The following is a 12,575-nucleotide window of genomic DNA, read 5'->3' on the forward strand; positions in this document are numbered from 1 at the left end:
GCCGAGTGATCGGCGTTCGCGGCTGCGTGGTCATGCTTGTAGCTTGAGCGATCCTGCTTGTACGGTAAGTGATCCCGGCTCGTACACCGGGTCAAAAACGCCCACTGGTCAAGAAACCGGCAACCGCCGGGCTCTACCGCCACCGCTATCCGTCGGTATAGTGACCCCGGTCTGCGACTCCGCTGTGGGCGGCCCGGCTCTCGTTGCCGGCGGGGCGGACGGGGTGCTTTCCTTCGGGTCGGTGTCCCCGGCGATCACAGTTCGGCCTCCGCGCCGCGAGACGGCGCTCCGGACCGAATGAGGATCGGGGCCTGCATGGGAGAGACTGAGACGGTGGGCGACCCGAGCCCTTACGGCAAATGGGCGGCACGTGTCACGCGGGAGGACGTGGGTGAGGTGACGACAAGCCTCCAGCGCCCGGTAGGCAGCGGCCAACCGAGTACTCTGCGTCACGTCGACAGCTTCGAGATCCAGCCACCGACCACTCCACAGCCGAACGGGGTACCCCGTTCGGCGTGGGCGCGGGCGCGTCGGCGGGTGTCCCGCTGGCACCGGCCGTACATCGCGATCCTGCTGCTGCTGGACTTCGGAGCGGCGGTACTGGCGAGCTGGCTCGCGATCTCGCAGTTCGAACAGGCCCGGGCCGGCTTCCAGATCAACGACGACGACGCCACCTGGTTCCACACCGTGTCGTACGTCCTGCTCCCGATCGGCTGGTTGATCCTGCTCTGGGGCAACGGCGCGTACGACCGCCGCTACCTCGGGCTCGGCACCGACGAGTTCAAGCGGGTCACCCGGGCCGGGGTCGCGGTCGCGGCCAGCGTCTCGTTCCTCGCCTTCGCCACCAAGACCGACCTGTCCCGACTCACCGTCGGCACCGCGCTGCTCGGCGCCCTGCTGCTGATCCTGCTCGCCCGCTCCGCCGCCCGGTTGATCCTGCACACGGTGCGCCGGCGGGCCGGGCAGGCCGCGCAGCGGATCGTGCTGGTCGGCACCCTGCCGGAGGCGCTGGAGGTCTACACGGCGATCAGCCGCAGCCCGGCCGCCGGGCTGATCCCGGTGGCGATCCACCTCACCGACGGTTACGCCGCGGCCCGGGGCATCGAGACGCCGATCCCGGTCTACGCCGGCCGGGACATCCTCTCCCTGGTCCGCGAGGTCGGTGGCGACACCATCGCGGTCTGCGGCTCGGCCAGCACCGAGCCCGGCGAGCTGCGCCGGCTGGCCTGGCAACTGGAGGGCTCCGGCGTCGACCTGATCGTGGCGCCGCAGCTCACCGACATCGCCGGCCCCCGGGTGCACATCCGGCCGATCGAGGGCCTGCCGCTGCTGCACGTCGAGGAGCCGACGCTCTCCGGCCCGGCGCTGCTGGCCAAGAACCTGCTCGACCGGCTCGCCGCCGGGCTGGGGCTGCTGCTGCTGATCCCGCTCTTCGTCGCGATCGCGATCGCGATCCGGATCTCCGACCCCGGGCCGGTCTTCTTCCGGCAGCCCCGGGTCGGGCACGAGGGCCGGACGTTCCGGGTCTGGAAGTTCCGGACCATGTACGTCGACGCCGAGCAGCGCCTCGCCAGCCTGGTCGACCAGAACGAGACCGACGGCATGCTGTTCAAGATCAAGCAGGATCCCCGGGTCTTTCCGGCCGGGCGGTTCCTCCGGGCCAGCTCGCTCGACGAGCTGCCTCAGTTGATCAACGTACTCTGGGGCGAGATGTCCCTGGTCGGTCCCCGCCCGCTCCCCGCCGACGACGGTGACTTCCTCGGCGACGTACGGCGCCGGCTGCTGGTCCGGCCCGGCATCACCGGGCTGTGGCAGGTCTCCGGCCGCTCCGACCTCTCCTGGGACGAGGCGGTCCGGCTGGACCTCTACTACGTCGACAACTGGTCGCTGGCGTACGACCTGAGCATCCTGTGGCGGACCGTCGGGGTGGTACTGGCCCGCAAGGGCGCGTACTAGCGGATACCCCCGGCGAGGCGGATACGGCCCGACCGGTGGCTTGGCGAACCGGTCGACCAACCGTCAGGATCTCTACGTGGGGTGGCCTAACCTGTCCACGGCGGTCGCCGTGGTGGCGATGATCAGTGCGCTGGCGGCTGCCCTCTTCGCCGTCGTCCGGCTCCGGGCCCGGCAGGGCATCGCCACCGCCACTCAGCGGGCCACCTACGACGTGCTGCACACCGCCGGGCTGGCCGCCGAACCGCTGCGCGCCGGGCTCACTCCGGCCGGCGCGGCCAAGGCAGTACGCCACCTGCGTACCCTGGTCGGCTCCGCCGGACTCGCGCTGGCCGACCAGGACCGGTTGCTCGCCCTCGACGGGCGCGGCGGCCACCACGGCGAGCAACTCCTCGCCGCCGCCGCCAACACCATCAGGACCCGCCGGTCGACCGTGCTCGGCGAGTCGGACCTGCGCTGCGACCGGGTCGACTGCCCGGTCCGGGGAGCGGTGATCGCGCCGCTGACCGGTCCCGACGGCCGGGCCGGCGCGGCGCTGGTGGCGATCGCCGACGACCAGCCGGCGCCCGGCCTGGTGCAGGCCGCCCTGGAGACCGCGCACTGGGCCGGTGCCCAACTCGCGCTCGCCGAACTCGACTCGTCCCGGGAGCGGCTGGCCCGGGCCGAGGTACGCGCCCTGCGGGCCCAGATCAGCCCGCACTTCATCTACAACGCGCTGACCGCGATCGGCTCGTTCGTCCGGACCGACCCGGAGCGGGCCCGGGAGCTGATCCTGGAGTTCGCCGAGTTCACCCGTTACTCGTTTCGGGCGCACGGCGAGTTCACCACGCTCGCCGAGGAGTTGCGCTCGATCGACCGCTACCTGACCATCGAACGGGCCCGGTTCGGCGACCGGCTCCAGGTGAAGTTGCAGATCGCCCCGGAGGTGCTGCCGGTCAGCCTGCCGTTCCTCTGCCTGCAACCGCTGGTCGAGAACGCCGTCCGGCACGGGCTGTCCCGCAAGCCCGGGGTGGGGATGGTCAGCATCGAGGCCCGGGACGCCGGGGCAGAATGCCACATAACGATCGAGGACGACGGGGTCGGGATGGACCCGGCGGTGCTGGCCGCCGGCATCGCCGAGGCCGCCGCCGACCCGGCCGACGACTCCGGCCAGCACGTCGGTCTCTCCAACGTGGACGAGCGGCTCCGGTCGGTCTTCGGGGACCAGTTCGGCCTGGTCGTCGAGACCGACCTGGGATCGGGTACGAAGGTGAGCATGCGGATACCGAAGTTCCACCGCCATGTCCGGGCAAGCGCGTGACCGCCTGCGCGCACGTGCACCCGAGCGGGCGGGCGACCCGGAAGGCTGATCCGTGACCGGTTTCCTGCGCGTCCTGGCCGTCGACGACGAGCCACCCGCGCTCGACGAGCTGGCGTACCACCTGCGGGCCGATCCACGGGTGTCCCGGCTGCACACCGCCGGGGACGCGACCGAGGCGCTGCGGGTGCTCCGGGACGCCGACGTCGACGTGGTCTTCCTCGACATCCGGATGCCCGGACTCGACGGCATGGAGCTGGCCCGGGTACTCCGCCGGTTCGCCCGGCCACCGGCGATCGTCTTCGTCACCGCGTACGACGACGGGGCGGTCGACGCCTTCGACCTCGGCGCCACCGACTACGTACGCAAGCCGGTCCGGGCCGAACGGCTCGCCGAGTCGCTGCGCCGGGTGGTCGGCTCCCGGGTGGTACCCACCCATCCGGCGGCACTGGCCCGGGCCGAACCCGACCCGACGATCCCGGTCGAGCTGGCCGGCACCACCCGGATGCTGCCCCGCTCGGCCGTACGTTGGGTCGAGGCGCAGGGCGACTACGCCCGGCTGCACACCGCCGACGGCTCACACCTGGTCCGGGTGCCGCTGGCCACCCTCGCCGAGCGGTGGGCCGACGCCGGGTTCGTCCGGATCCACCGGTCCTACCTCGTGCAGCTCCGGCTGATCGCCGAACTCCGGCTCGCCAACTCGGGCTACGTGGTGGTGGTCGACGACACCGAGCTGCCGGTCAGCCGACGGCACACCCGGGAGCTGAAGGACAAGCTGGTTCGGGCCGCCAAGCAGGACTGGAACCGCTGACGGCTGTCGGCGTACCCGGTCAGGGGCGCTGCCGGGCGTCGAGCTCGGCGGCCCGGGCGGCGAGGTAGCGGCGCTCGGGCAGGCTCGCCGTGCGGCGGGCGGCCTCCCGGTAGCCGACCGCCGCCCCGGCCGGGTCGCCGGAGAGTTCCCGCAGGTGGGCGCGGGTGGCGAGCAGCCGGTGGTGGGTGGCCAGCCGCTTGTCGGCGGCGAGAGTGTCCAGCAGCGCCAGCCCGGCGGCCGGCCCCTGCACCATGGCGACCGCGACCGCCCGGTTCAGCGTCACCATCGGGTTCGGCGCGAGCTGTTCCAGCAGGTCGTAGAGGGCGAGGATCTGCGGCCAGTCGGTCTTGTCGACATGTTCGGCCTCGTCGTGCACCGCCGCGATCGCCGCCTGCACCTGGTACGGCCCGACCGGCCCCCGGGGCAGTACCTCGGTGATCAACGCGATCCCCTCGGCGATCCGCTCCCGGTCCCAGCTCTCCCGGTCCTGCTCGGCCAGCGGCACCAGGCTGCCGTCCGGACGGGTACGCGCCGGCCGGCGGGCGTCGGTGAGCAGCATCAGGGCGAGCAGCCCGGCCACCTCGGCGTCGTCCGGGAGCAGCCGGCGCAGCCAGCGGGTGAGCCGGAGCGCCTCGGCGGAGAGTTGCGGCGCGGTCAGCTCCGGCCCGGTCGACGCGGTGTAGCCCTCGTTGAAGATCAGATAGAGCACGTGCAGCACCGCACGCAGCCGCTCGGCCCGGTCCCGCCCCCCGGGCAGCGCGAACGGCAGTCCACTGGACTTGATGGTCTGCTTGGCCCGGCTGATCCGCTGGGCCATCGTCGCCTCCGGCACCAGGAACGCGGCAGCGATCTGCCCGGTGGTCAGGCCGCCGACCGCGCGCAGCGTCAACGCGATCTGGCTGGCCTCGGAGAGCGCCGGATGGCAGCAGAGGAAGAGCAGGGTCAGCGAGTCGTCCCGGTCCGTACCCGGATCGGCGTCCGCCGGCCGGCCCAGCAGCTCGGCTTGCGGGGTCGCCGCGATCACCGCGTCCTCCCGGCGCCGCCGCGACGCCTCGCTGCGGAACTCGTCCAGCAACCGGTGTACGGCGACAGTGACCAGCCAGCCGCGAGGATTGTCCGGAATCCCCTCGGCCGGCCAGTGCAGGGCGGCCCGGAGCAGCGCCTCCTGGGTGGCGTCCTCGGCGGCGTCGAACCGGCCGTAGCGGCGGGCCAGCGTGCCGAGGACCTGCGGTGCCAGTTCGCGCAGCAGGTCCTCGACACTCCGGTCCGCGATCACCCGTCCTCGCCGTCGCTCGGTCGTCACGCCAGGTCGGCGGCGGACTCGTGCAGGATCGGCCAGACCTCGACGGGTTCCTGGTCGGCCCAGGGCATGTCGGCGGCGATCTCGTACGCCCGCGCCTCGCTGGAGCAGTCCAGCAGGTAGAAGCTGGCGATGTACTCCTTCGTCTCCAGGTACGGCCCGTCGGTGACCGCCGGGGCGCCACCCTCGCGGCGTACCAGCCGGGCCGCGGCGGCGTCGGCCAGGCCGTAACCGCCGATCAGTTCACCGGTCTCGTGGTACCGCCGGTTGAACGCGTCCTGCTTGGCGATCTCCGCCGGCCACGACTCGGCCAGGATCGAGTCCCACTTCTCCTGGTTGCCATAGATCAGCAGCAGGTACTTCACCTCGGGTCCTCCGCTTCCGTCTCCGCGTACCCCGCCGGCACGCAGTCACCCTACGGACGGAGCCGTGCCGGCGTCCTCGACATCGCCGGCACTTTCCGGGACCGCCATTTCCCCGCACCCGTCCGCTAGTCGGCGAGGGCGCGGGCGAAGACCGACGGGGAATGCGGCTCGGCGCCGAACACGACGGTGGTGCCGGCGGCCCGGTCGACGGCGTCGTCCCAGCCCGGCGGGGCGGCGTCGGCGCCGCCCGGACCGAGCCGGGCGACCAGGTAGCCGGCCTCGCCCGGCCCGTCCACCACGCAGAGCGTCAACCGGTTGACCAGCAACCACTGGTCGTCCTGAGCCGGGCCGGGTGCCTCGACCGCCAGCCGCAGCACGGGGGAGCCGTCCACCAGCTCGAAACGGACGGCCTCCGGAGGAAGGAAATCAGGCATCCGGCGAGTATGCCGGTCGCCGATCACGGCGGCTCTCGGGCCGGCCCGCCCGGGTGAACCCGGCGGATAGTCTCGATCGCTGGCGGCCTGCCGGCTGCGCGACTCACCAACGGGGGAAGAGAAGAATGCCACCATCACGTCCGACCGTCACCCGCCGGGCTCTACTCGGAGCCGTCGTGCTCGCGCCGCTGGCCGGCTGTGCCAAGGACACGAGAACGGCATCCCCGCACCCTTCGGCTCCCCCTTCCGCCACGCCTCCGTCCACCGCGCCGCCCACTGCCGCAGCACCGCGACGCCACGACCACCTGGTCCGGTTGGAGCGCAAGTTCGACGCCCGGCTCGGGGTGTACGCCCTCGCCACCGGCACCGGCACCGTCGTCGCGCATCGGGCGGACGACCGGTTCGCGTTCTGCTCGACGTTCAAGGGACTCGCCGCGGCGGCGGTGCTGGCCCGCAACCCGATGTCGCACCTGGACACCGTCGTCCGGTACGCCGAGCGCGACCTGACGGCGAACGCCGTCATCACCCGGCGGCACGTCGGCAGGGGGATGACGATCCGGCAACTGTGCGATGCCGCGGTCCGGCACAGTGACGGCACCGCCGGCAATCTCCTGCTCCGGGATCTCGGCGGGCCGGCCCAGTTGACGGCGTACACGCGCAGCCTCGGTGACACGGTCACCCGGATGGACCGGATCGAGCCGGCGATCACCCAGGCCACCCCGGGAGATCCGCGCGACACCACCTCGCCAAGGGCGATCGGCACCGACTACCAGAAGATCGTGCTGGGCGACGCCCTCGTACCCGAGAAGCGCGCCTTCCTCCGCGACCTGCTGGAACGCAACGCCACCAGCGTCGGCGCCCGGCGCATCCGGGCCGGCGTGCCGAAGGACTGGACGGTGGCCGACAAGACCGGGACCGGCGGCTACGGCACAGTCAACGACGTCGGCGTCGTCTGGCCCCCGGGTTCCGCGCCGCTGGTCATCTCGATCATGAGCAGCAAGGCCACCCGGGACGCCGAGTACGACCAGGCGCTCATCGCCGAGGCCACCGCGTACGCGGTGGCGACCCTGAGCTGAGCTGGCCGGTCGGCCAGCACGTCCGGCACTGCCCCTCCCGGCTGCGGGCACACCGCGGCCGTTGCCCGGCGGTGCGACAATGCACTACTTCTCGCGGGTGTGGCGCCCGGACCAGTCAGGAGCGCCAACGCCAGCGACGCTGACACCAGTGCACCGGTCGCGCCGTGCGGCGGGTCGGTGCGCCACACGGGGGAGATTTCAGATGCTCGACTCCGCGACGACCCAGGTGCTCGAACCTGTGCCGCCACCACCACCGCCGAAGCGGGGTCGTACGCGTAGCCACTGGCTGCTGGCGGCCGGGCTGTTGATCGTGCTGCTGGCCGGTGCCACGCTGTTCGCGCTCGCGCCGCTGCGCAGTCCGCTGCCCGCGGCGGCCGTCACCCGTACCCTGCCGGAGGCGACGACGATCCCCGGCAAGGCACCGGTGGTGCCGTGGCCGAGGACCGGGCAGGCCGCGCTCTCGGTCGAGGGAGTCGGCTCGCTCGGCACGTCCGGCGGCGGCGAGCCGGTGCCGATCGCCAGCGTGACCAAGGTGATGACCGCGTACGTCATCCTCACCGAGCACCCGCTCGACCGGGGGGAGCACGGGCCGAAGCTGACCGTCAGTGCGGCGCAGGCCGCCGCGTACCCGGCGGAGCTGGCCCGGGGCGAGTCCCTGGTGCCGGTCGTCGCGGGCGCCGTGTTCACCGAACGGCAGGCCCTCCAGGCGGTGCTGCTGCCGTCGGCGAACAACATGGCCCGGATCCTCGCCGCCTGGGACTCCGGCAGCGTCGCGGCGTTCGTGGCGAAGATGAACGTCACCGCCGACGCGCTCGGCATGAAGGACACCCACTACACCGACCCGTCCGGGCTCGACCCGGGCACCGTGAGCACCGCCGTCGACCAGGTGATCCTGGCCCGCAAGGCGATGCAACTGCCAGCGTTCGCGGAGATCGTGGCGCAGAAGAAGGCCACCCTGCCGGTCGCCGGGGTGGTGAAGAACTACAACTCGCTGGTCGGCCGGGACGGCGTGGTGGGGATCAAGACCGGCTCCACCGACGAGGCGGGCGGCTGTCTCGTCTTCGCCGCCGTCGTCAGGGTCGGCGGCCGGAAGATCACCATCGTCGGCGCCGTCCTCGGCCAGCCCGGCGCGAACACCCCCGTACAGCTCGACCGGGTCTTCAAGGCGACCCGGCCACTGGTCCGCACCGCCACCACCGCCCTCAAGATGCACCCGGTCGTCCGCAGCGGCGACCAGGTCGCCACCGTGACCGGCCCGCTCGGCACCGGCACCACCATCCACGCCGGGAAGGACCTGACCGTGCTCGGCTGGCCCGGCATGCGGGTACGCCTGGACGTCGAGATCCCCGCCGTACCGGCCCGGCTGCCGGCGCAGACCGAACACGGCCAGGTCACCGCGACCGCCGGCGACGGCGGCCCGGTCAGCGGCGCGCTACACAGCGGGGCGCGGCTGGAACCGCCGAGCACCTGGGACCGGATCCGCCACCACCGCTGAGCGGGCTTGGCAGTTACCTGGTGCGCCGGTCATGACCGGGCCGGGACCGCGCCTGCACCTGCCACGTCGAAGGCCCCGGACGGGACTCGTGTCCCAGCCGGGGCCTCGCGTTAGGGTGAGGGGTCTCGGATCGGTCAGGACTTCGGCTGGGTGAACCGGATGCTGTTGCCGAAGGGGTCACGCAGGCCGCAGTCGATCCCGTACGGGCGCTCGGTCGGCTCCTCGGTAAACTCGACGCCCCGGCCCAGCAGCGTCTCGTACGTCTTGCGGCAGTCGTCGGTGCTGAAGATCAGCCAGCCGCCCGTCGCGCCCTTGGTCACCAGCTCCCGGACCTGCTGCGCCGTCTCCTCGGACAGTGCCGGCGGGCCGGGCGTCGTCAGCAGGATCTGCCGCTCCGGTTCGCCGGGGACGTTCACGGTCAGCCAGCGCATGAAGCCGAGGTCGGTGTCCGTGTTGACCTCCAGACCGAGCTTGCCGACGTAGAAATCAAGGGCCTCGTCCTGGTCGAGGACGTAGATCTGCGAGTGCGTGATGGCGTTGAACATGCCCATCACGCTACGGCCCGAGCCGGCCGGAAACTTATCCAAAACTGCTCAGTCGGTGGAACGTCTCGGCAGCTCAGCGCGGTCAGGCGGTCGGACGCGTCCAGGCCATCGTGAAGCAGGTCGGCACGTTCGCGGCCACCGCCTCCTTCCGGTACGTCCTCGGCGAGCGGCCGACGATGTCGCGGAACGTACGGCTGAAGGTCCCCAGGCTGCCAAAGCCGACAGCGAAGCAGATGTCGGTCACACTGCGATCGGTTTCCCGGAGCAGGAACATCGCCCGCTCGACCCGACGCCGCTGGAGGTAGCGGTGCGGCGTCTCGCCGAACGTCGCCCGGAAGGTACGCGTGAAGTGCGCCTCCGACACGTGCGCGATCCGGGCCAGCGCCGGTACGTCCAGCGGTTGCGCGTACGCCCGGTCCATCGCGTCCCGCGCCCGCAGCATCCGGCGGTTGGACTCTTCCACGGCGCGACTCACCGCACCATCACACCACGCCCGCCCGGTGTCCTCCCGGCGCTACCAGCGCCTGTGGCAGGCGCTACCTGACCTGCGACCATGGCGGGATGCCTCTGCGTGGTCATCTCAACGACTTTCGGCCGCCGGTCGACCCGTCCGTGCTGGTAGACGCGACCCCATGGCTCGATGACGCCTTGCTCTGGCCGGCGTTCCTGCTCTCCGTGGGCGGCTCCCACACGGCGGCGGTAGCCTTCGATCTCGACCCCGCCGACGTGGAGGTCTACGCAGAGGAGATGCACCGGCACGACCGCTGGCCAGTCATCTCCCTGGACCTCGCCCGTGGCCACCGCCTGCACATCCTCTTCCGTAACTTCGAGGACGACGCTGGTTGGGACTACCTGCTTCAGCCGGCGGGCTCCGACGAGGTGATCACGGCCGCCGCGCTGGAGGGTGGTTTCCACGGGCCGGCGTTCTCGTGGCCGGAGCTGGTCCGGACATCGGGCCATCCGGACCTGAAGCACAGTCAGGCGGAACGTCTCCTCCTGCTCCTTCCTGCGATGGGTGACTCCGAAATCCCGCCTGGGGCGAACCAGGTCGTAGCCTCGGCCCTCGCCGCCGTCGGAGCCCAACGCCGACAGGACGAGGTCGCCGGGGAGTTGCTGGGCGCGAGCCATCGGTTCTGGGGCCCCAGTGCCTGGACCGAGCAGACGGGTCTACCCGCCTGTCTCAACCAGCACAGCCCTCGTCACCTGGACGCGCCGACCGATCGCCTTGCCCTGCTGGCCGAGGCTTTCGGCGGCTAGAACGCGCTGGCTCGCCGGCGTGGTGGCCCGTCGCACAATCCGTACTTCCGGTGCACAGCTAAGGTCCTGGCTCAGACCGATGTCTTCACCAGGGCCTTTCGGTTGGAGCGGGTGACGGGAATCGAACCCGCACTGTCAGCTTGGGAATTGCCGGGGGTGGGCTGGCCACGCGCCCATGCCCTTGGTCGCGGCGGCCCCTGGTGGCCTGGGTTGACCTCGCCTGTCCCGGCCTTATGGCACGCTAATGGCACGCCGCTCGCTCCTCGGCGGTCGGCCGTAGGCGCTCCCATTGCGGGTCGTAGCAGACCAGCCCGTGCTCGGCGGCCATCCGAGCTGCCTCGGCGGAGACCTCCTCGCAGATGCTGTACCGCATCGTGAAGTAGACGAACGGACCGGACGCCTCGTCCATCAACGGGCCGGCTGACCACGGGCTCACGTCGTCTTCGTCGTCGGGCATGTCGATCCAACGCTCCAACAAGGCGCGGACGTAAGCACGGATGCGCGGGGTCGGCGGCTGCTCCTCACCCTCTGCGTACGCGGCGTAGAGCTTGTCGTAGACCTCGCCTGCAGCGGCGTCATCGGCCGGCCGCTCGCCCTCCCACACCGCCAAGTCGTAACTCATGCGTGGAGTCTGCCGACACCGGCCGACAGTCCACCAGGCCGGCGTGACTGATCCGAGGGCAAGCCGGCGCAGCCGGTGCGGCAGCCGATCGCCAATCGCTCGACGGGGAGCAACCACGTACGCGATCGTCACGGCTTGGCGCTGGTTGTCAGTCTGAGCCTTGGGCGCGGCCGGCCCGGCGGCCGTCGGTAGCTTTCCGCCCCGGCGCCGCAGGCGACCGGGGCGGCTTGCCGCCGGCCGGGCTCACCGCGCCCGCGCCGCGCGAGGCGCGGCGCCTTGATTTGTGAATAGCCCAATTCAGCAAAGGCCTCGGGTGCAGTCAGACATATCAGGTGGACGGTACGTACAGCCGACGTCGAGTTGTCAAAGCGTTGTGCTATCAGTGCTCGACTAGCCGACCACGCTGGAACACTCTGCCGCGGAGTTCCGCCTTCATACCCACGAAATTACCATCACCGTATACGTCAAGTCTGTATCCAGTGCCGATCATCGGAGTGAGATCTATAGCATCTTCGGCATAAACCAGCACATCTTGAAGTTTGGAGCACTTCGCAAAATCCGCAAGATCTGGAAGGCCTTCTACCCCCACACTAGTAATCGGCAGTCCAGATAGCTCCGGCACCCGCTCGACTCGAACACCGTGAAGGCCGAGAGACTTTAGGCGCGGAAGCTCGGCAAGATCTGCAAAGTCCCACGTAATGCCTTCCGAGACGGAGAGATTCAAGAACTGGAGATTCGGAATTCGCAAGAAGGCACCAGGGACGTCCCCCAGAAAACGCTTGAGATGCAGAGACAAACGAATCAGACTTCGATGCTCCTGCAATACCGAAATGTCGAACTCACTGTCACCCGACAGGGTCATAGACGCCAGTTTCTGACAACTTGCCAGAGGACTCCAATCAGTCACCTTTCCAAGCGATAGCAACGTAAGGTCTTCGAGTTCATGCAAATTGTTCAGGAAACCGATAGAACGTCGCTTCGGCATGGGCAGAAACAGGCGCCGCAGAGACGTCAGGCGTCCAATAACCGAAAGGTCCCCTCGGACATTATCGAATCTAAGGTCCAATTCACGCAAGCGCACAAAAGCCGCCAGGCCAGGTGAGAGATCGATGGCTCCACCGCTGCATGTAATAGACCGCACGTAGAACGAGTGCAGACAATCCAAGGCGGCTATATCGTTAATGTACGATATATTAACGTGAACTTGACCAACCTCCTGTAGTGAGGCGAGACAACGCGCCACCGGCAGGCTGTCGACCGTAATTCCTATGTCGTCGGTCCGCTTACCCTGCATGACCTTTAGAAGGAATTCATTTGCATCAAAAAAGCGCCAGGCATGGGCGACGGCTCTCCGAACGTGGCGTTCCTCATGACCCATATATATTGCTAAGTGAGCGTTTTAGATGTGTGTTGGCCGGGC

13 protein-coding genes are annotated in these 12,575 nt (G+C 70.1%); 6 read left to right on the top strand and 7 right to left on the bottom strand.

Annotation, left to right across the window (positions count from 1 at the left end; translation table 11 throughout):
- Nucleotides 1-387: 387 nt before the first annotated feature.
- The 3 genes from AAH979_RS39230 (at nt 388) to AAH979_RS39240 (ending at nt 4,061) form a co-directional block, all read left to right on the top strand.
- Nucleotides 388-1,956: a sugar transferase gene (locus tag AAH979_RS39230; protein ID WP_346263192.1), complete on the top strand. Its 1,569-nt coding sequence runs from the start codon at nt 388-390 to the stop codon at nt 1,954-1,956.
- Nucleotides 1,957-2,032: 76 nt separating this feature from the next.
- Nucleotides 2,033-3,253, top strand: coding sequence for a histidine kinase (locus AAH979_RS39235; protein ID WP_346263181.1), 1,221 nt, complete (start codon nt 2,033-2,035; stop codon nt 3,251-3,253).
- Between the two features lie 52 nt (nt 3,254-3,305).
- Nucleotides 3,306-4,061: a LytTR family DNA-binding domain-containing protein gene (locus AAH979_RS39240; protein ID WP_346263182.1), complete on the top strand. Its 756-nt coding sequence runs from the start codon at nt 3,306-3,308 to the stop codon at nt 4,059-4,061.
- A 19-nt stretch (nt 4,062-4,080) separates the two neighbouring features.
- Here the strand turns inward: AAH979_RS39240 and AAH979_RS39245 are convergent, their stop codons facing one another.
- The 3 genes from AAH979_RS39245 to AAH979_RS39255 form a co-directional block, all read right to left on the bottom strand.
- Nucleotides 4,081-5,337 (bottom strand): DUF6596 domain-containing protein, encoded by a 1,257-nt coding sequence (locus AAH979_RS39245; RefSeq protein WP_346263183.1) that lies wholly within the window; start codon nt 5,335-5,337, stop codon nt 4,081-4,083.
- Nucleotides 5,338-5,360: 23 nt separating this feature from the next.
- Nucleotides 5,361-5,726: a YciI family protein gene (locus AAH979_RS39250; RefSeq protein ID WP_346263184.1), complete on the bottom strand. Its 366-nt coding sequence runs from the start codon at nt 5,724-5,726 to the stop codon at nt 5,361-5,363.
- Nucleotides 5,727-5,851: 125 nt separating this feature from the next.
- Nucleotides 5,852-6,160 (bottom strand): hypothetical protein, encoded by a 309-nt coding sequence (locus AAH979_RS39255; RefSeq protein WP_346263185.1) that lies wholly within the window; start codon nt 6,158-6,160, stop codon nt 5,852-5,854.
- A 314-nt stretch (nt 6,161-6,474) separates the two neighbouring features.
- Here AAH979_RS39255 and bla point away from each other — a divergent pair, with 314 nt between their 5' ends.
- A complete protein-coding gene (bla, locus tag AAH979_RS39260) occupies nt 6,475-7,236 on the top strand; it encodes a class A beta-lactamase (RefSeq protein ID WP_346263186.1) in 762 nt (253 codons plus the stop codon).
- A 202-nt stretch (nt 7,237-7,438) separates the two neighbouring features.
- Nucleotides 7,439-8,731 (top strand): D-alanyl-D-alanine carboxypeptidase, encoded by a 1,293-nt coding sequence (locus AAH979_RS39265; RefSeq protein ID WP_346263187.1) that lies wholly within the window; start codon nt 7,439-7,441, stop codon nt 8,729-8,731.
- A gap of 134 nt (nt 8,732-8,865) precedes the next feature.
- Here the strand turns inward: AAH979_RS39265 and AAH979_RS39270 are convergent, their stop codons facing one another.
- Together AAH979_RS39270 and AAH979_RS39275 are read right to left on the bottom strand one after the other, a co-directional pair.
- Nucleotides 8,866-9,276: a VOC family protein gene (locus AAH979_RS39270; protein ID WP_318398443.1), complete on the bottom strand. Its 411-nt coding sequence runs from the start codon at nt 9,274-9,276 to the stop codon at nt 8,866-8,868.
- Between the two features lie 82 nt (nt 9,277-9,358).
- Nucleotides 9,359-9,751: an AraC family transcriptional regulator gene (locus tag AAH979_RS39275; protein WP_346263188.1), complete on the bottom strand. Its 393-nt coding sequence runs from the start codon at nt 9,749-9,751 to the stop codon at nt 9,359-9,361.
- Between the two features lie 86 nt (nt 9,752-9,837).
- Between AAH979_RS39275 and AAH979_RS39280 the strand changes: the two genes are divergently transcribed.
- Nucleotides 9,838-10,533: a hypothetical protein gene (locus AAH979_RS39280; RefSeq protein ID WP_346263189.1), complete on the top strand. Its 696-nt coding sequence runs from the start codon at nt 9,838-9,840 to the stop codon at nt 10,531-10,533.
- A 241-nt stretch (nt 10,534-10,774) separates the two neighbouring features.
- On the opposite strand, the gene AAH979_RS39285 is transcribed toward AAH979_RS39280, so the two are convergent.
- On the bottom strand, nt 10,775-11,155 hold the full coding sequence (locus AAH979_RS39285; protein WP_346263190.1) for a hypothetical protein: 381 nt from the start codon (nt 11,153-11,155) through the stop codon (nt 10,775-10,777).
- A 379-nt stretch (nt 11,156-11,534) separates the two neighbouring features.
- On the bottom strand, nt 11,535-12,533 hold the full coding sequence (locus tag AAH979_RS39290) for a hypothetical protein (RefSeq protein ID WP_346263191.1): 999 nt from the start codon (nt 12,531-12,533) through the stop codon (nt 11,535-11,537).
- Nucleotides 12,534-12,575: the final 42 nt, after the last annotated feature.

The organism is Plantactinospora sp. ZYX-F-223 (genome assembly GCF_039649625.1).
GTDB lineage: Bacteria > Actinomycetota > Actinomycetes > Mycobacteriales > Micromonosporaceae > Plantactinospora.